A 19,207-nucleotide genomic window follows, 5' to 3' on the forward strand; every position below is an offset into this window, starting at 1 on the left:
CATCCGCAGGCCGGCTGCACTCCCGCGTGGGCGTATGCCGTCATCCAGACGAGGAGCTTGGACAGGCGGCTCGGGGTCGTCCCGAACTTGCCAGCTTCATGAAAAACGGGCTTCGATGCCGGAACGTCGCTTCAAAGCCTGCTTTGATGTGGCGCGCCGCTATGCAAGCCGGCTTTCATAGCGAGGATCGGGCGCCCGGAGCGGGAAGGGAGCGCCGCTGTGCCGGCATCCGTGCCGACGAGTGGTGCCTCGTCTTCCCTGTTCGTTCGCGACCTGCGCGAGCGAACGGGCTCCGCAGGCGGACATCAAAGCGTTGATTTTCTTGGATTTCCGCGGAGACGAGGGGATTCGAACCCCTGATACGTGTTACCACGTATAACGGTTTAGCAAACCGCCGCCTTCAGCCACTCGGCCACGTCTCCTGCGGCGGCCAAGCCCTAACCTTTTCGCGGATTCCGGTCAACATGCCAGTTGGGTCATGCACCGCCACTTTGGGCCGCGGCCGGCCTGCTTTTTCGGCGAGGGGCGGGGAGTGCGCGTTGTCGAAGGGATGCTGCAGCGCAGCGGCATGCATGGACACGGAGCCAAATGACATGATGATTCCGTTGTTTGCGCCTTGCTGCATTGCGTGTATGGCAAAAGAGCTTTGCGCTATTTGAGAGGGGGCTCTGCATGAAGATCAAGCGCCTGTTGGTTGCCAACCGCTCCGAGATCGCCATTCGCGTATTTCGGGCGGCGACGGAACTCGGCATCCAGACGGTGGCGATCTATGCGGAGGAGGACAAACTCTCGCTGCACCGCTTCAAGGCGGACGAGGCCTATCAGGTCGGCAAGGGCAGGGGGCCGCTCGAGGCCTATCTCTCCATCGACGAGGTCATCCGTGTCGCCAGGGAGGCGCGGGTCGACGCCATCCATCCCGGCTACGGCTTCCTGTCCGAGAGCCCGGAATTTGCGGAAGCCTGCGCCGCCGCCGGCATCATCTTCATCGGGCCGAAGCCTGAAACGATGCGCACGCTCGGCAACAAGGTGGCGGCGCGCAACCTCGCCATCTCCGTCGGCGTGCCGGTGATGCCGGCGACCGATCCGCTGCCGGAGGATCCCGCCGAGATCAGGCGCCTTGCCGCCGAGGTCGGCTATCCGGTCATGCTCAAGGCCTCCTGGGGCGGTGGCGGGCGCGGCATGCGCCCCATCGAGAGCGAGGACAAGCTCATCGACGCCGTCATGAGCGCGAGGCGCGAGGCGAAGGCCGCCTTCGGCAAGGACGAGGTCTATCTCGAAAAGCTCGTGCGCCGCGCCCGCCATGTCGAGGTGCAGCTCCTCGGCGACAGGCACGGCAACCTCGTCCACCTCTTCGAGCGCGACTGCTCCATCCAGCGCCGCAACCAGAAGGTGATCGAGCGCGCGCCGGCGCCCTATCTCGATGCGGCGACCCGCGCGGCCCTGTGCGAGGCGGGCCTCAAGATCGGCCGGGCGACGGATTATGTCGGCGCCGGCACGGTCGAGTTCCTCATGGATGCCGATACGGGGGCCTTCTACTTCATCGAGGTCAACCCCCGCATCCAGGTGGAGCACACGGTGACCGAGGTCGTCACCGGGCTCGACATCGTCAAGGCGCAGATCCGGGTCGCCGAGGGCGGGCGGCTCGGCATCGCGGCCGAGACAGGCATTCCGCCGCAGTCCGAGATCGTGCTCGACGGCCACGCCCTGCAGTGCCGCATCACCACGGAGAACCCGGAGAACAACTTCATCCCGGACTACGGCCGCATCACCGCCTATCGCGGCGCCTTCGGCTTCGGCATCCGCGTCGACGGCGGCACGGCCTATTCAGGGGCCGTCGTCACCCGCTTCTACGACCCGATGCTGGAGAAGGTGACGGCCTGGGCGCCGACGCCGGGCGAGGCCATCGCCCGCATGGACCGGGCGCTGCGCGAATACCGCATCCGCGGCGTCGCGACCAACCTCTTCTTCCTCGAGGCGGTGCTGTCGCATCCGAAGTTCCGCGGCAACGACTACACCACCCGTTTCATCGACGAGACGCCGGAGCTGTTCAGCGCGCCGCGGCGGCGCGACCGGGCGACCAAGCTGCTCACCTATATCGCCGACGTGACGGTGAACGGCCATCCGGAGGTGAAGGGCCGCGCCCGCCCGCCCGCCGAGGCCCGCCCGCCGCATGCGCCCGTCTTTCCGGCGCCGTCCGGCGTGGAAGGCACGCGCCGGGTGCTCGACCGCCTGGGACCGAAGGGCTTTGCCGAGTGGATGCGCGCCGAGCGCCGGGCGCTCGTCACGGACACCACGATGCGCGACGCGCACCAGTCGCTCCTTGCCACGCGCATGCGCACCTTCGACATCGCCGGCGCGGCGGAGGCCTATGCCAACGGCCTGCCGCAGCTCTTCTCGCTCGAATGCTGGGGCGGCGCCACCTTCGACGTCGCCATGCGCTTCCTCACCGAGGACCCGTGGGAGCGGCTGGCGCTGCTGCGCGAGAAGGTGCCGAACGTGCTCCTGCAGATGCTGCTGCGCGGGGCGAACGGCGTCGGCTACACCAATTATCCCGACAATGTCGTGCGCCATTTCGTCCGCCAGGCGGCGGATGCGGGCATGGACCTCTTCCGCGTGTTCGACTGCCTCAACTGGGTCGAGAACATGCGCGTCGCCATCGACGCCGTCGGTGAGGCGGGCAAGCTGGCGGAAGGGGCCATCTGCTACACCGGCGACATCCTCGACCCCGCCCGCGCCAAGTACTCGCTCGGCTATTACGTCGGTCTTGCGAAGGACCTGGAGAAGGCCGGCTGCCACATCCTCGGCATCAAGGACATGGCGGGGCTGCTGAAGCCCGCGGCGGCCAGGGTGCTGGTCAAGGCGCTGCGCGAGGAGGTGGGCCTGCCGATCCATCTCCACACGCACGACACCTCCGGCATCGCGGCAGCGAGCGTGCTGGCGGCGGTCGCCGCCGGGGTCGACGCCTTCGATGCGGCGATGGACGCCATGTCCGGAGCGACGTCGCAGCCCTGCCTCGGTTCGCTGGTCGAGGCCCTGCGCCATACGGACGAGGACACCGGGCTCGATCCGGAGGCCATTCGCCAGCTCAGCTTCTACTGGGAGGCGGTGCGCACCCAATACGCGGCCTTCGAGAGCGACCTGAAGTCCGGCGCCTCCGAGGTCTATCTCCACGAGATGCCGGGCGGCCAGTTCACCAATCTCAAGGAGCAGGCGCGTTCGCTCGGCCTCGAGACGCGCTGGCACGAAGTGGCGAAAGCCTACCGGGCGGCCAACGACCTCTTCGGCGACATCGTCAAGGTCACGCCCTCGTCCAAGGTCGTCGGCGACATGGCGCTGATGATGGTGGCGCAGGGGCTCACCCCGGCGGACGTGCTCGACGAGAAGCGCGACATCGCCTTCCCGGGCTCGGTCGTCGAGATGCTGCGCGGCGACCTCGGCCAGCCGCCGGGCGGCTGGCCCGAGGCCCTGCAGCGGAAGGTCTTGAAGGGCGAGGCGCCGTCCACCGCCCGGCCGGGGTCCTTGCTGCCGCCGGCCGATCTCGCCGCGGCGCGCGCGGAAGCCGAGAAGCGTTGCGGCCGCGCGGTCAGCGAGCGGGAGCTGTCCTCCTTCCTGATGTATCCGAAGGTCTTCGCCGAGTTCTGCGGCGCGAGCCGCAAGTATGGGCCCGTGTCGTCCCTGCCGACGCCGGTCTTCTTCTACGGCATGCAGGTGGGCGACGACATCGCCGTCACCATCGAGAAGGGCAAGACCCTCGTCATCCGCCTGCAGGCCGTGGGCGACACCGACGAGGAGGGGCAGGTGCGCGTCTTCTTCGAGCTCAACGGCCAGCCGCGCATCATCAAGGTGCCGAACCGCGCCGCCGCGGCGAGCCGGCCGGTGCGGCGCAGGGCCGACGAGGCGAACGAGAAGCACGTCGCCGCCCCCATGCCCGGCGCCGTCGCCACCGTCGCCGTCAAGGCGGGGCAGGAGGTCCGGGCCGGCGACATCCTCCTCACCATCGAGGCCATGAAGATGGAGACCGCCATCCACGCCGGGCGCGACGGGCGCGTCGCCGAGGTCGTCGTGGCGCCTGCCACGCCTGTCGAAGCCAAGGATTTGCTTGTCATTTTCGAATAGACGGCCATCCTGCGAAAAGGCAGTCGCGCAAAGCCGGAATCGAGGCTATGATTAGTCTGTCGCCGCAAGCACGCTTACGGACGAGACCGCTCGGCCTGCCGCATGGCGTGGCCATGTATTTTCGGGTATGATGAAAACTCTCCCAGTTGGATATCCTGTATGAACCGATACGATGATAACCGTGACGCCCGCCGCAGGGGTGGTGGCCGTCGCGACAGCTTTGACTCCCGTGACGGCGGTTTCGGGGGGCGCGATGGTGGCTTCGGCGGTCGTGACGGAGGCTTCGGCGGCCGTGATGGCGGCTTCGGGGGCCGTGACGGCGGTTTCGGTGGCCGCGAGGGTGGTTTCGGCGGTCGTCCGTCGCGCGATGCGTTTGCGGCGCCGGCCGGCCCGCCGACCGACGCGACGGTGAAGTGGTTCAACCCCGAGAAGGGCTTCGGCTTCGTTGCCTGCGAGGATGGGTCGGGCGATGCCTTCCTGTCCATGCGCTCGCTCGAGGCTGCCGGCTTCAACGGGGCCGAGCCGGGTGCGCGCATCGTCGTGCGCCTGCGCGAGGGACCGAAGGGCAACCAGGTCGCCGAGGTGCTCGAGCTCGAGGACCTGCCGCCGCAGCCGCGCGCTCCGCGTGGTCCGCGCGCCGGTGGCGGCGGCGGCGGCTTCGCTCCGCGGGTTCCGGAAGGACCGGCCGAGGAGATGGCGGGCACCGTCAAGTGGTACAATCGTGACAAGGGCTTCGGCTTCGTGCAGCCCGACGACGGTGGCCGCGACGTGTTCGTCCACGCTTCGACGCTGCAGCGCGGTGGCATCGCCGACCTCGCCGAGGGCCAGCGGGTCAACATGAGCGTCGTCGCCGGCGCCAAGGGCCGTGAAGCCTCGATGATTTCCTACGCCGACTGACCGGCGGCGCAAGCCTCGCCGATCTTCGGACGTCCGAGATGAAGAAGCCGCGGGCGGCTGCGCCCGCGGCTTTTTGCTGCGTTGCGGCAACTTTTTGCGTTCGCTGCAAGGTCGTTGCAAGATCTGTCCTGGCAAGATCTGCCCTGGCAAGATCTGCTCTGGCAAGATCTGCTCTGGCAGGATCCGCCGTGCCGTATGCCGTCCTGTCATATGGCTGTGCGACAAGGGCGATCATGAGGGGAGGGCGGATGGCGAAGGCAGCAGGATCCGGCGCGTCGCGTGACGGCGAGCGTCTTCCCTTCGAGTGCATCGCCCTTGTCCTCCAGGGGGGCGGGGCGCTCGGCGCCTATCAGGCCGGCGTCTACGAGGCGCTGGCCGAGGCCGGCATCCATCCCGACTGGGTGGCGGGGATCTCCATCGGCGCCATCAATTCGGCCATCATCGCCGGCAACGCGCCCACCGAGCGCGTCGACAAGCTCAGGGCCTTCTGGGAGCGCATCACCGCGCGCCCGACGTGGGAGCTGGCCGGCGCCTGGTTCGACACCATACCGCACGGGGACTTCGCCCGCAGCGTCATCAACCAGATCAGTGCCGAGATCGCGCTTTTCGAGGGGGCGAGCGACTTCTTCTCGCCGCGTTTTCCGCCGCCCTTCTTCCAGGCGGCCGGCAGCCTCGCCGCCACCAGCTTCTACGACACCCGGGCGCTGCGCAGCACCCTGGAGGAACTGGTCGACTTCGACCGCATCAACGCCGGCGAAACGCGCCTGAGCGTCGGGGCGGTCAATGTCACGAGCGGCAACTTCACCTATTTCGACACGACGAAGCATCGCCTCGCGCCCGAGCACGTGATGGCGAGCGGCGCCCTGCCGCCGGGCTTTCCCGCGGTCGAGATCGACGGCGAGTTCTATTGGGACGGCGGTCTCATCTCCAACACGCCGCTGCAATGGGTGGTGATGCAGAGCGGGACGCGTGCCGACACCCTGGCCTTTCAGGTCGACCTGTGGAGCGCCGGCGGACGCTTTCCCGCCACGCTGACGGATGTGTCGACACGGCAGAAGGAGATCCAGTTCTCCAGCCGCACGCGCGCCAATACGGACCAGTTCAAGCAGATGCAGGAGCTGCGCCACGCCCTCGCGCATCTCCTCGACAAACTGCCGCCGGACCTCAGCCGCAGCGAGGAGGCCCGCCTCCTCGGGCGCGCGGCGGATTTCAAGGTCTACAACCTCGTCCATCTCATCTATCGCTCGCGCGCCTATGAGGGGGATTCGAAGGACTACGAATTCTCCCGGCGCAGCATGCGGGACCACTGGCAGTCGGGCTACGAGGATGCGGCGCGCGCCCTGGCGCACCCGCAGATCTTCACGCGGCCGCAGAACCACGCCGGACTGCAGGTCTTCGATTTCGCCGACGAAGAGTGACGGCTTGGTCGCGCGGGCAACCGCCGGCCGGAGGGATCATCACGGCTTGCAGGCCGACCGAGGGACGAGGAGCGCACATCATGAAGCTTGAAGACGTCGTGAGAAATGCCTTCGCCATGCCCCTGACCAGCCCGGCCTATCCGCCCGGGCCCTATCGCTTCATCGACCGCGAGTTCCTGATCATCACCTACCGTACGGACCCGGAGAAGCTGCGCGCCCTGGTGCCGGAGCCGCTCGAGATCGACGAGCCGCTCGTCAAGTACGAGTTCATCCGCATGCCGGATTCGACCGGCTTCGGCGACTATACGGAAACCGGCCAGGTGATCCCGGTGCGCTTCGAGGGCCGCAAGGGCGGCTACACCCACTGCATGTTCCTCAACGACCATCCGCCGATCGCCGGCGGGCGCGAGTTGTGGGGCTTCCCCAAGAAGCTTGCGAGCCCGAGCCTCAAGGCCGAGATCGACACGCTCGTCGGCACGCTCGATTACGGTCCCGTGCGCGTGGCGACCGGCACGATGGGCTACAAGCATCGCAGCGCGGATCTCGATGCCGTGCGGACCGCGCTGATGCAGCCGAACTTCCTGCTCAAGATCATCCCGCATGTCGACGGCACGCCGCGCATCTGCGAGCTGGTCGAATATTATCTCGAGGACGTCACCGTCAAAGGGGCATGGACCGGGCCGGCCGCCCTGTCGCTCAACCCGCATGCCCTGGCGCCCGTGGCGGAGCTGCCGGTGCTCGAGGTCGTCTCCGCCCTGCACCTCGTCGCCGATCTGACGCTCGGGCTCGGGCGCGTCGCCCACGACTATCTGGCGTGAGGGCTCAGGCCGTTTCCACCCGCACACGCACGGCGCCGCCGCGCAGCACCGTGTTGCCGAACAGGATCGGACGGCCTTCCCCGTCCGTGTCCACATAGCTCAACACGATCACCGGCTCGTCGAGGTCGATGCCGAGTGCCGCCGCCTCGACCTTGCGGGGCATGCGCGTGTCGATCCAGGTGGCGCGGCGCAGGAGCCTGCGGCAGTCGAACTCCGCGAGGGTGGCCGACAGGCTGCGCAGGCGGGCGAAGGTGGCATCGATGCCGGCGAAACGCGCAGCGTCGAAATAGTGATAGCCGTAGGACAGCAACCGCGAACCGGCCTGGCGCAGCGTCTCCAGCACCAGCAGCTCGCCGCCCCTGTCGATCTGCAGCAGGCCGGCGAGATAGTGCGACGTGGGGCGACGGTAAGAGGCGATGAGCTCGCCGGTCGCCGCATCGTTCATGGCCTGCTCGAGCTCGGTCGAGCTCGGCTGGCGGGCGATCCGGTATTCCGGCTGCTCGTCGGTGACGAAGACGCCCGCCCCCTGCCGCGAGACGACGAGGCCCTTGTCCGCCAGCTTGAGCAGCGCCATGCGGACCGTGTGGCGATTGACCCCGTAGCGCCGCGACAATTCCAGCTCGGACGGAAGCTTTTGCCCCGAGGCGACGAGCCCCCCGCGAATCTCGAACTCGATGTCGCTCAGGATCTGCCGCCAGACGGGTACGGACGCCGATCGATCAAGAGGCAAGCCATCCGGGAAGGAGAAGCAATCATTCATAGCGAGCCTGTTCGCCTCTGTACGGAAAAATAAAGTAAAATTCTAACGGTTCAAATTAATGCATCCCGTTGATGTAAAAAACCACCCATGTGTCCTAGGGGCTGAAATTGCGCCGGATCCGCGGCAGCATCTTGACGTGCGCCCGTCGGGCTGGCATCGCCGCTTGTCCAGTCTCGCACGCGTGCGGCCGCATATCGAGCCCTGAATGCAATCCGTCCTCTGCATCGGCATCGCCACCCTCGATTATGTCTACAAGCTCGACGCCCTGCCGACGCGGGCGGAGAAATATCGCGCCCGCGATGTGGCGGTGACGACGGGCGGCTGTGCCGGCAATGCAGCCGTCGCCATCGCACGCCTCGGCGGCAGGGCCCGGCTCGTCGCCCGCCTCGGGGACGATCGCGTCGGCGACGACATCGTGGGCTCGCTTACCGACGAGGGCGTCGACTGCAGCGGTGTCGTGCGCATCGGCGGCCAGCGTTCGCCGGTGTCGGCGATCCTGGTCGATGCGGCCGGCGAGCGCACCGTGATCAGCTATTCCGATCCGCGCTATCCCGCCGCCGTGGAGAGCCTTCCCGCGGCGCTGCCGCCGGGAACCGGCGCCGTGCTCGGCGACACGCGCTGGCAGGAGGGGGCGGCGCGGATCTTCACGCTGGCCCGCGCGGCCGGCGTGCCCGCTGTGTTCGACGTCGACCGCGCCCCAGACCATCCCGGCGTCCTCGAAGCCGCGAGCCACATTGCCTTCAGCGCGCAGGCGCTGCGGGAGCGCACGGGGCTCGACGATCCGCGGGAAGGGCTCGGCCGTCTCGCCGCCGGGCTTCGCGACAGCTGGCTGGCCGTGACGACGGGAGAGGGGGGCGTCTTCTTCATCGAGGACGGCAAGGTCGCGCACGAGCCGGCTTTCACGGTCGACGTGGTCGACACCCTCGGAGCCGGCGATGTCTGGCACGGCGCGCTCGCCCTGGCGCTGGCGGAGGGCATGGCGCCGCGCCCTGCCGTGCGCTTCGCAAATGCGACCGCGGCCATCAAATGCACCCGCTTCGGCGGCGGTCGCGGCGCCCCGAGCCGCGCCGAGGTGGAGCGCCTGTTGCAGAGCTAGGCCGGCTTTCGCGTTTTTTGCCCTGGCCGGGTGATCTTGCGTTGCGCACCTCAGAAAATGAGGGCAACATGCCTCTGTCATGAGCATGATCGCCGAACGGATAACGCTGGAGGATGTCGCGCGGGAGGCGGGCGTATCGCTCGCGACCGTGGACCGTGTGCTCAACCGGCGCCCCGGCGTGCGCGAGAAGACCGCCGCCAAGGTGCAGGCGGCCATCGCCAAGCTTGGCTACCGGCCCGATCCCGTCGCCGCGCGGCTGGCGCGCAAGGAGACCTTCCGCTTCTGCTTCATCCTGCCGACGGGCACCAACACCTTCATGAGCAACCTCGAGGAGCAGGTGGGCGCGACGGCCGAGTGGCTCGTCACCCAGCGGGCCTTCGTCGACATGGTGCATGTCGATGTCTTCGATCCCGACGTCCTCGCCACGGCGCTCGAGCGGCTCGAAGGCCGCTATCACGGCGTTGCGGTCATCGCGCTCGATCATCCGCGCGTCAGGGCCGCCATCGACGATCTCGTCGCGCGCGGCTCGGCCGTGGTGACCCTGGTGTCGGACGCGCCGACCTCGCGCAGGCTGCGCTATGTCGGCATCGACAACACGGCCGCCGGGCGCACGGCCGGCACGCTGATGGGGCGCTTCTCCGGCGGGCGCGAAGGGCCCGTCGCGCTCATCGCCGGATCGCTCGCCCTGCGCGACCACGCCGAGCGGCAGTTCGGCTTCATGCAGGTGGTGAACGGCGAGTTCGCCAACCTGAGGACCCTGCCGCTGCGCGAGGGGCGCGACGATTCCGAGCTGACCCGCAAGGTGACGGAGGAGATCCTCGCCGCCCATCCCGATCTCGTCGGCATCTACAACGTCGGGGCCGGCAACCGCGGCATCGCCGCGGCCCTCGAGGCCGCGGGGCGGGAGCGGGACGTCGTCTTCATCGGCCACGACCTCACTGCCTACACGCGGCGCTTCCTCGTGCGCGGCATCATGGACGCGGTCATCAACCAGGACGCCGGCCACGAGGCCCGCTCGGCCGCGCGCGTGCTCCTCGCCCATTGCACCGGCGAGCCCATCCTGCCCGAGCAGGAGCGCATCCGCATCGACATCTTCCTGCGGGACAATATTCCGTAGCGGCTCGGCAGTCGGCGGTCGGCAGTCGGCAGTCGGCAGTCGCTTGGTCCGCGCGCCTGCCAACCTCGCACTACGATCTTCCCCGGACGCATGCAGCGAAGCGGAATGCGAGCCGGGGTCCAGCGCAAGAATCTGCCGAAGGCGCCCTATGATCCAGCGCCGATCCGCATCGCGCTACGCGTCCCGGTGTGGCGCGCGGGGCATGAAAGGCATGCCACGCGACCACGGCACCTTCGGCGAGCCATGGCGCTGGATCCCGGATCGCGTTCCGCTTCGCTGCACGCGTCCGGGAAACGAGCTGCTTTCGGCTGAGAGGGCGGCGCTTGCCGACTTCCGATCCCTCAGGCCGCCTGTTTCAGTGCCTCGTCGGCCGTCAGCGCCGTGTCCGGCGTGCCGGAGACGATGAGCTCCAGCACCTCCTTCTCGCTGGTGTGGGCGATATAGCGGTCGCCGACATTCTCGCCGCGCTTCAGCACCATGATGCGGTCGCCGACCTCGAAGATGTCGGTGAGGCGATGCGAGATGATGACCTGCGCCACGCCCTGGCGCTTCAGTTCCGCCATCGTCTCCAGCAGCCGCTCGGTCGCCATCACCGAGAGATTGGCGGTCGGCTCGTCGAAGATGATGACCTTGGGCTCGAAGGAGATGGCGCGGGCGATGGCGACGGACTGCTGGCGTCCGCCCGACAGGCTCTCCACCTTCTGGAACACCGAATTGACGTCCACCTTGAGGCGGCCCAGCACCTGCCGCGCCTCCTCGTACATCTTCGGCCGGTCGACGAAGAGGCCGAAGCGCCGCGGCCAGCGGCCGAGGAAGATGTTCTGGCCGACGTCCATGTTCCCGCACAGGGCGAAGTCCTGGTAGATCATCTCGATGCCGCGGTCGCGGCTCTCGTGCGGGCTCCTGAAGTGGGTTTCCTCGCCGTTGACGAGCACCTCGCCCGCATCGCGCTGGTAGGCGCCGGTCATCACCTTCATCAGCGTCGACTTGCCGGCGGAATTGTCGCCGACGAGGCCGAGGATCTCGCCCGGCATGAGGTGGAAGTTGACGTTGTTGAGCGCCTGCACCGCGCCGAAGCGCTTCATGATGCCGCGCATCTCGATGATCGGCGTCGTCATGCGCCTTTACTCCCTGCTTGCAGTCTCAGCTTTTCGGCGGCCGCGAGCTGCCGGCGGCGACGCCATTCGCCGAAGATGTTGTTCTGGCGGAACCAGATGTCGCCGATCACGGCGATGAGCAGGATGAGACCGATGAACACGTTCATCCAGTGCTGCGGCAGCACGAAGGAGGCGCCGTTGGCGAGGATCACCTGCAGCGACAGCAGCGAGCGGATGAGCGTGATGACGGCCGCCCCCGCGAGCGACCCGATGATGGTGCCGTAGCCGCCGAAGATCGAGCCGCCGCCGATGATCACCGAGGCGATGGCGTCGAGCTCGCGCAGGAGGCCGGCGGACGGGTTGAAGCTGCGGTAGAAGGCGACGTAGATGACGCCCGCCGCTGCCGCGCACAGCCCCGAGAAGACGAGCGACAGGAAGCGCACGCGCTTCGTGTCGATGCCCGCATAGCTCGCCGCCCGCTCGTTGCCGCCGGTGGCATAGACCTTCTGCCCGAAGGGCGTCGCCCCGAGGACGATGCCGGCGACAATCGCGACGAGGAGGAGGAACAGCGTCTGCACGCTGACGGCGCGCGTCACCTCCAGCCACAATCCCGCCTGCGGGGGCATGCCGAAATAGGACAGCACCTCGTAGAGATTGCGGCCGATGAGGTTGAAGCGCTCGGGGAAGCCCGAGAGCTGGCGGCCGGAGACGATCCAGGCCGCCAGGCCGCGGGCGATGTAGAACATGCCGAGCGTGGCGACGAAGGAGGGCAGGTTGAAGCGCGTCGTCAGCCAGCCGTTGACGGCGCCGCACAGGGCCCCGGCGGCGAGCGCGAGCGAGATGGCGAGGAGCGGATCGCCGCCCATCTCCTTCATCACATAGGCGGCCACGGCCCCCGACAGGGCCAGCACCGAGCCGACCGACAGGTCGATGTCGCCGTTGGCGATGACGTAGGTGAGGCCGAGCGACAGGAGCGCCACCTCGGAGAAGGCGAGCAGCAGGTTGAAGGAATTGTTGAGCGAGCCCCAGAAGTCCGGCCGCAGCCACATGCCGACGAGCCACAGCACGACGACGAGGATGATGGCCGCCGCGTCGCGCCGGTAGAGGAAGGCCCTGAGCCCGCGGGCGCCGACGCCGCGCGCATCGCTCGCCGTGCCGAAGGTCTTGACGCCGACGATGGCCGCACCGCCGGGATCGAGGCTCGGCGGCGGCTCGGAGCCGGTAAGCCAGGCCTTGAGGCGGCCGAAGACATTGCCGCGCACCACCCAGGGCTCGATCAGCACGGCCGCGAGCAGGATGAAGCCGAGGAAGGCCGGCACGGCGCCGGGCGGCAGCTGGGCCAGCGCCTGCACCTCCATCTCGACGCCGCCCACCGTGATGGTGCGGGTGACGGGAATGCCCTCGCGCAGCACCTTGTCGATGAGCACGACGAGAGCCGCGCCGAGGCATGCGCCGATGACGCGCCCGCGCCCGCCGGCGATCGCGGCCCCGCCGACGATGACGGCGGCGATGACGATGAGTTCCGCCCCCTGGCCGTATTGCGAGGTGACGCCCTTGTCCTGCGTGGCGTTCATCAGCCCGGCGACCGCGGCGCAGAAGGACGAGATCATGAAGCCGCGGATGCGCACGGCCTTCGTCGCGATGCCGGCATATTGCGCCGCCTGCTCGTTGCCGCCCACCGCATAGGTCTCGTAGCCGATGCGCGTCTTGGCGAGGACGAAGGCGCCGACGACGGCGAAGACCAGGAAGATGAGGATCTGGTTGTTGAAGCCGAGCGCATTGGTCTCGCCCATGGCGAAGAGCCAGTAGCCCTGCGCCTTGAGGTCGAAGCCGATGGTCTTGCCGCCGGTGAGGCCGAGCACGAGGCCGCGGCCGATGAAGAGCATCGTCAGCGTGGCGATGAACGGCGGCACGCGCAGGATGGCGACGAGCACGCCGTTGACGAGGCCGATGGCGAGGCCGAGCCCGAGGCAGAGGAGGGCGGCGGGCACCGCGTCCATGCCGTAATGCGTCGGCGAGAAGAAGATCGAGAAGGCGACGGCGGTCAGCCCGAGCGTCGAGCCCACGGACAGGTCGAGATCGCGGTTGACGATGACGAAGGTCATGCCGACCGCCATCACGCCATAGCGGGCCGTATCCCGCAGCACGGCTGAAATGGCGTCGGTCGAGCCGAAGAAGGTCGGGTTGAGAAGGACCCCGACGAGATAGAGCAGGGCCATGAAGGCAAGGAGGCCCGCTTCCCAGCCGCCGACGAGCTGCATCGGAAGGTGCTGGGGCGAGCGAGGGGTGTCCGGCCGGCCGGCTGTCGCCGCAATTGCCATCCCGATGTTCCTTATGTCGTCCCTCTGCGCGGCTTCGCGCCGCGTCGCTTTGGCCTGCCCGCCGGCGCCCCTTGGCGGCGCCGGCGGGCAAACGGTTCAGTTCTCGAAGCGCTTGCCGACCGTGTCGATGCTGTCCTTCGTCACGAGCTGGGCGCGCGTGTCGAGGTTGGCCCCCGCGATGCCGCGGTCGATCTGCAGATAGAGCTGCGCCACGGGCCAGAAGCCCTGCAGGAACGGCTGCTGGCCGAGCGAGCCGGTGAGCGCGCCGGTGCGGATCTGCTCCTGCTGCTTGGGGCCGAGGTCGAAGCCGAAGGCGCAGACCTTGTCGTTGAGCTTCAGCTGGCTGATGGCGTCGCCCAGCGCCGGGGTCACGAAGCCGTTGGCGGCGAAGGCGCCCACCACGTCCTTGCGGCTCTCGATGAGCGTCACCACCGAGCCGACGATGTTGTTGGCGTCGACGTCGATGCCGATGTTCTCGGGCCCGGCGTCGACCTTGAAGTCCTTCAGCTTGCCGGCATCGTTGAGGGCTTTGACGGTGGCCTCGAAGGCGGACTTGATGCGGTTGTTCACCTCCACGTTGCCGAGCGTCGTGGTGGAGGGGAAGATGATGGAGCCGCCCGTCACGCCCTTGTCGACGAGGCACTTGACGAGGGCCTCGCCGCCGATGGCGGCCGCCGAGGCGTCCTGCCCCGTGTGCGAGATCTGCGAGCGGTTGAGGAGGTTGGGGTCGTGCGAGTTGGTCGTCGCGACGGGGATGCCGCGCTCCATGAGCTTCTTGACGATGTCGTCATAGGCGCCCGACTGCGGCGTCGTCATGATGACGCCGTCGATGGTCGGGTCGTTGATGATCTGGTTGAGGATCTGGATCTCGCGCGGGATGTCGTCGACCGGCGCTTCCGAGCCGAGCATCAGCAGGTTGATGCCGAAGGCATTGGCCGCCACCTTGGCGCCGACATAGGTCGGGTCGAAGAAGCCGTTGCCCGCCGTGTGGGTGACGATGGCGAAGGTGAGCTTGCCGTCCTTGGAGTTGAAGTCCTTCGTTTCCGGCGCCTCCTTGGCGGCATCGTCGAAGGAATAGCCGCCCACCGCCCGTTCGAGCGCGCCCGACTGGGCATGCGCGGCGACCGACAGCAGCGATACGCCCGCGGCAAGGGCGGCGACGGTGAGATAACGCTTCATGGAAACCTCCCAGCTCGGTTCTTGACGGTGTCGGCGCCGGCGGCATTCACCCGCCGGCGCCGCCCGATCGGTTCACTTCTTCAGCATCGCGTCGACGTTGTCCGGCGTGACGGTGTCGAGCCCGGTGTAGATGATCTCCTCGACCTTCTCGCCCTTCTTGAGCGCCAGCAGCGCGTCCATCGACTTCTCGCCCATCTCGAAGGGCCGCTGGCCGATCAGCGCGTTGGCATAGCCCTCCTTCAGGAGCTCGAGCTGCACCGGAAGCGTGTCGGCGACCACCAGCGAGAACTGGCCGGCGTCGATGTCCTTCTTGAATTTCGAGGCGAAGCTCCGGAAGCCCTCGCGCGCGAACATCGGCCAGCCGCCGACCGGCACGATGGCGGCAAGGTCGGGATTGCCGGTCTTGAGATCCTGCATCTGCTGCACGGCGAGCGCGATGTCGTCGTTGCAGAAGGTCGGCGAGCCGGAGATCTCCTCCCACTTCGAGCCCTTCAGCGCCTCGCGCACGCCCTCCACGCGCTCCTGCAGGTTCTTGGCCGCCGGGCCGCCGGAAACCATGGCGAACTTGCCGCCTTCGGGGCGCAGCTCCTTCAGCTTGGTGCCGAGGGCCAGGCCGAACTCCTTGTTGTTGGTGCCGATATAGGCCGTGCGGGCCGAGCCCGGCGCGTCGGCGTCGAAGGTGATGACGGGGATGCCCGCATCGACCGCGGCCTTGATGGAGCGCGTGGCGGCGGCGACGTCCGACACCGAGATGGCGAGGCCGTCGACCTTCTGGGCGATGAGATCCTGGATGATCTGCGCCTGGCTCGCCGGCTCGTGCTCCACCGGGCCCTTGTAGATGCACTCGACGTTGCCGAGCTCCTTGGCGCGCTTGACGCAGCCGTCGCGGGCGAGGTCGAAGAACGGGTTGTTCATGGCCTTCGGCACGACCGCGAAGCGGTAGTTCTCGGCCATGGCGGGCAGGGTGAGCGCGGCGAGTGCCACAGCCGCCAGAAGCATCTTTCGCATGGGTTCCTCCTCCTCGGTGATGGGCGCCCCTCGTTCACGAAGGGTGATGCCTGTCGTGTCTGTTCGAGCTTCAGCTTGTGCTTCTTGGCCCGGCAGCCGGGCAGTACGGGGAGCGGGGGAAAAGCCCCCGCGCCGAATGACAGATCGCCCCGGATGTTCTCCGGGGCGGTCCTCAGGCCGTGCGGCCGCTGCGCAGGCGGTCCACCAGCACGGCGAGGATGATGATCATGCCGACGAGCACGATCTGCCAGTAGGCATTGATGCCCGCGAGCACGAGGCCGTTGCGGATGACCTCGATGAGCAGCGCGCCGATGACGGCGCCCGCCGGCCCGCCGATGCCGCCGGCGAGGTTCGCCCCGCCGATGACCGCCGCCGCGATGATGGTGAGCTCGTAGCCCGTCGCGAGATTGGCGGGGGCCGAACCGAGCCAGCCCGTCATCAGGATGCCGGCGAAGCCGGCCGACAGCGAGCACAGCACGTAGACCGAGACCTTGACCCGCTCGACCGAGATGCCGGTGAGCGCCGCCGCCTTCTCGTTGCCCCCGATCGCGAAGATGTGCCGGCCGAAGGCCGTGTGGTGCAGCACGACACCGAGGATCGCGGCGAGGCCGAGAAGATAGATGACGGCCATCGGCACGCCGAGGATAGTCCCGTCCGTGAAGGCGTAGAAGGCGTCGAGGTCCGGCCCTGCCGGCGTCTGGCCGCGCCCCTCCGTCACCGCATAGGCGAGGCCGCGCGCGATCGACAGCATGCCGAGCGTCGTCACGAAGGGCGACAGCCCGACGCGCGCCACCAGGAGCCCGTTGGCGAGCCCGACGAGGACGGCGACGCCGAGCCCGGCGGCGATCGCGAGCGTCATGGTGGCGAACGGCACGCTGGCGAGGCCGGTGCCCGCGAGGGCCTGCATCGCCATGGCGCAGGCGATCGCCGACAGCGCCATGACGGAGCCGACCGACAGGTCGATGCCGCCGGTGACGATGACGAGCGTCATGCCGAGCGTCACGATGCCGATGAAGGAGAAGTTCTTGGCGACATTGGCGACGTTGCCGGCCGAGAGAAAGGCCGGGCTCATCAGGGCCATGACGATGACGATGGCGATGAGGGCCGCCGCCACATAGGCGGTCTGGCTCGCGAAGAAGCCGCGCTGCCACCAGGCCGCGCGCCCCACATTCGCGAAGTCGCCCGTCTCGAGGGCGCCCGCCGGCGCCGATGAGGTCTCGCTCGCCATCATGCGGCCTCCTTGGCGCCGGTGATCAGGGCCGTGACTTCCTCGGGGCTCGACTGGGCGATGGCCTTGTCGGCCACCTTGCGGCCGCGGCGCAGCACGACGACCCGGTCGCAGACGCTGAAGACGTCCGGCATGCGGTGGGAGATGAGGATGACGGCGACGCCATGGTCCTTGAGGCGGCGGATGAGGTCCAGCACCTCGGCCACCTGGCGCACGGAAATCGCAGCCGTCGGCTCGTCCATCAGCACGAGCTTGGCGTCGGAGAGGCGCGTGCGGGCGATGGCCACCGCCTGGCGCTGGCCGCCGGACATGGCGCGCACCACGTCGCTGGCGCGGGTCTCGGACTTGAGTTCGGCAAAGAGCTCGCCCGCCCGCCGGTTCATCGCCCCGTGGTCGAGGAAGCTGAAGGGGCCGACGCGGCGCCGGAGCTCCCGGCCGAGGAAAACGTTGGCGGCGGCGGTCAGGTTGTCGGCGAGCGCGAGGTCCTGGTAGACGACCTCGATGCCGACGTCGCGCGCATCGACCGGCCGCGTGAAGTGCACCGGCTGCCCGTCGAAGGCGATGCTGCCGTGTGTCGGCGCGAAATTGCCGGCGATGATCTTGACGAGGGTGGACTTGCCCGCGCCGTTGTCCCCCATCAGGCCGACGGCTTCGCCGGGCTCGATGGAAAGATCGACGTCGCCCAGCGCCCGGATGGCGCCGAACTCCTTGCCCACTCCCCTCAGTTCGAGAAGCGCCAAATGTTCTTCCTCCCCTGGTCGCGGCCGGCACACGCGCCGACCGGCGGGGCCGCTCTTCATGGTGGCTCCCGTGGAGGTGACGATGCCCAATCGCATGACGGCGCGCAACTCATTTTTGCGGTGCACCTCAAAAATGCTGAGGTGCGCATGTCAATATCGTTGAACATTCGTCGCAGGGCGCTAGTGTGCGGGCATCGGAGGAGTGGCGGCCGCTGCCAAAGGCGCACGAGGCCGCTTCCAGGCGCGAAGCTTGAGGAGACATGGTCATGGGGGCGATCTATCCGGATCTTGCCGGCAAGGTGGTGCTGGTCACCGGCGGCGGCTCGGGCATCGGCGAGGCGATCGTGCGGCGCTTCGCGGAGCAGAAATCGAAGGTCGGCTTCATCGACATCAAGGGCGATGAATCGCGCGCCCTTGCCGCCGAGCTCGCGCGCTCCGGCGCGACCGTGCATTTCGAGGAGGCGGACCTGACCGACATCGCCGCATTGCGTGCCGCCGTCGCGCGCATCCGCTCGGCGCTCGGTCCCGTCGGCGTGCTCGTCAACAACGCGGCGCACGACGAGCGTCACCCGACGGAGGAGGTGACGCCGGAATACTGGGACGACCGAATCGCGGTGAACCTCAAGCACCAGTTCTTCGCCGCCCAGGCCGTGCTGCCGGACATGAAGGCGGCCGGCGGCGGCGCCATCATCAACTTCGGCTCGGTGTCCTGGATGGTCGGGCAGGGCGGCATGGCAGCCTATACCGCGGCCAAATCCGCCGTTCTCGGCCTTACGCGCTCGCTCGCGCGCGACTATGGACCGGACAACATCCGCGCGAACGCCATCGCTCCGGGCTGGATCATGACGCAGCGGCAGATCGAAAAATGGCTGACGCCCGAGGGCGAGGCGGAGCTGATGCAGCGCCAGTGTCTGAAGCGCAAGCTGGTGCCCGACGACGTCGCCCGCGTCGCCGTCTTCTTCGCCTCGGAGGAGGCTTCCGCCTGCACCAACCAGCATTACGTCGTCGACGGCGGCTGGGTGTGAGGCGAGGGTCGTCCACAGCAAGGGTTGCCGGCTGACGGCCGGCAATCCCGCCCTTGGCTGTTGCGGGCAATTGGACCCCGGCCATGCGCCTTGAGGCGCAACGTCGATCCCCGTCGCACCGGGCGAAGCGGCGTGCGCCTCCGGGGATTCGAGCACAGAACTTCCGAAGGCGTCGTTTGGATGGAACGAGCGCGTGCGCATCGGCCCTGCGCCTGTTCCCTGCCGTCCCGTCAGGCCCGCGGCCGTCGCGACATCCACCTCCTGAAGGCTCGGTGCGTTCAAGACGTGGATGCACGCGCTCGCGCGGTGCGTCTCTTCAAAGCCTCGCAGGCGGACGGGTCCAACGTGTCATGCGAGCCCGTCGGGGCGCTGGAGGCGGGCAACCTG

At 68.2% G+C, this 19,207-nt stretch carries 14 protein-coding genes and 1 tRNA gene; 7 read left to right on the plus strand and 8 right to left on the minus strand.

Going from position 1 to position 19,207, the window contains the following annotated elements; genetic code table 11:
* Positions 1 to 333: 333 nt before the first annotated feature.
* Positions 334 to 422: transfer RNA gene (locus tag AL346_RS14790), tRNA-Ser, on the minus strand.
* Positions 423 to 672: 250 nt separating this feature from the next.
* On the opposite strand from AL346_RS14790, the gene pyc reads away from it, so the two are divergent.
* The 4 genes from pyc (at position 673) to AL346_RS14810 (ending at position 7,249) form a co-directional block, all read left to right on the plus strand.
* Positions 673 to 4,116 (plus strand): pyruvate carboxylase, encoded by a 3,444-nt coding sequence (pyc, locus tag AL346_RS14795; protein WP_053193820.1) that lies wholly within the window; start codon positions 673 to 675, stop codon positions 4,114 to 4,116.
* Between the two features lie 408 nt (positions 4,117 to 4,524).
* Positions 4,525 to 5,013 (plus strand): cold shock domain-containing protein, encoded by a 489-nt coding sequence (locus AL346_RS25905; protein ID WP_019404666.1) that lies wholly within the window; start codon positions 4,525 to 4,527, stop codon positions 5,011 to 5,013.
* A 248-nt stretch (positions 5,014 to 5,261) separates the two neighbouring features.
* Positions 5,262 to 6,431: a patatin-like phospholipase family protein gene (locus AL346_RS14805; protein WP_019404665.1), complete on the plus strand. Its 1,170-nt coding sequence runs from the start codon at positions 5,262 to 5,264 to the stop codon at positions 6,429 to 6,431.
* An 80-nt stretch (positions 6,432 to 6,511) separates the two neighbouring features.
* The gene (locus AL346_RS14810) at positions 6,512 to 7,249 is read left to right on the plus strand and encodes an acetoacetate decarboxylase (RefSeq protein WP_019404664.1); all 738 of its coding nucleotides are present in this window, start codon (positions 6,512 to 6,514) and stop codon (positions 7,247 to 7,249) included.
* A gap of 4 nt (positions 7,250 to 7,253) precedes the next feature.
* Here AL346_RS14810 and phnF read toward each other — a convergent pair whose 3' ends face one another.
* A complete protein-coding gene (gene phnF, locus AL346_RS14815; RefSeq protein WP_157672288.1) occupies positions 7,254 to 7,979 on the minus strand; it encodes a phosphonate metabolism transcriptional regulator PhnF in 726 nt (241 codons plus the stop codon).
* 235 nt (positions 7,980 to 8,214) lie between these two features.
* Here phnF and AL346_RS14820 point away from each other — a divergent pair, with 235 nt between their 5' ends.
* Complete coding sequence (locus AL346_RS14820) at positions 8,215 to 9,105, plus strand: PfkB family carbohydrate kinase (protein ID WP_019404662.1); 891 nt, start codon at positions 8,215 to 8,217, stop codon at positions 9,103 to 9,105.
* Between the two features lie 79 nt (positions 9,106 to 9,184).
* Entirely contained in the window at positions 9,185 to 10,222 is a 1,038-nt protein-coding gene (locus AL346_RS14825; RefSeq protein WP_019404661.1) for a substrate-binding domain-containing protein, read from the plus strand.
* 341 nt (positions 10,223 to 10,563) lie between these two features.
* Here AL346_RS14825 and AL346_RS14830 read toward each other — a convergent pair whose 3' ends face one another.
* The 6 genes from AL346_RS14830 to AL346_RS14855 all read right to left on the minus strand — a co-directional run bounded on the left by AL346_RS14830 (position 10,564) and on the right by AL346_RS14855 (position 17,795).
* Positions 10,564 to 11,340: an ATP-binding cassette domain-containing protein gene (locus AL346_RS14830; protein ID WP_019404660.1), complete on the minus strand. Its 777-nt coding sequence runs from the start codon at positions 11,338 to 11,340 to the stop codon at positions 10,564 to 10,566.
* Positions 11,337 to 13,580 (minus strand): ABC transporter permease, encoded by a 2,244-nt coding sequence (locus AL346_RS14835; protein WP_245258974.1) that lies wholly within the window; start codon positions 13,578 to 13,580, stop codon positions 11,337 to 11,339. Before AL346_RS14835 ends, AL346_RS14830 begins: the two co-directional genes overlap by 4 nt.
* Before the next feature lie 156 nt (positions 13,581 to 13,736).
* Positions 13,737 to 14,819, minus strand: coding sequence for a substrate-binding domain-containing protein (locus AL346_RS14840; protein WP_019404658.1), 1,083 nt, complete (start codon positions 14,817 to 14,819; stop codon positions 13,737 to 13,739).
* 72 nt (positions 14,820 to 14,891) lie between these two features.
* Positions 14,892 to 15,827: a sugar-binding protein gene (locus AL346_RS14845; protein ID WP_019401533.1), complete on the minus strand. Its 936-nt coding sequence runs from the start codon at positions 15,825 to 15,827 to the stop codon at positions 14,892 to 14,894.
* 172 nt (positions 15,828 to 15,999) lie between these two features.
* On the minus strand, positions 16,000 to 17,055 hold the full coding sequence (locus tag AL346_RS14850; protein ID WP_019401532.1) for an ABC transporter permease: 1,056 nt from the start codon (positions 17,053 to 17,055) through the stop codon (positions 16,000 to 16,002).
* Positions 17,055 to 17,795 carry an ATP-binding cassette domain-containing protein gene (locus tag AL346_RS14855; RefSeq protein WP_026015022.1) on the minus strand — a complete coding sequence of 247 codons (741 nt, stop codon included), beginning with the start codon at positions 17,793 to 17,795 and terminating at the stop codon, positions 17,055 to 17,057. The genes AL346_RS14850 and AL346_RS14855 overlap by 1 nt, the downstream gene beginning before the upstream one ends.
* 266 nt (positions 17,796 to 18,061) lie before the next feature.
* Between AL346_RS14855 and AL346_RS14860 the strand changes: the two genes are divergently transcribed.
* Complete coding sequence (locus tag AL346_RS14860) at positions 18,062 to 18,820, plus strand: SDR family NAD(P)-dependent oxidoreductase (protein ID WP_026015021.1); 759 nt, start codon at positions 18,062 to 18,064, stop codon at positions 18,818 to 18,820.
* The last annotated feature ends 387 nt before the right edge of the window (positions 18,821 to 19,207 follow it).

This window comes from Chelatococcus sp. CO-6, assembly GCF_001271345.1.
In the GTDB taxonomy this organism is placed as follows: Bacteria; Pseudomonadota; Alphaproteobacteria; order Rhizobiales; family Beijerinckiaceae; genus Chelatococcus_A; species Chelatococcus_A caeni.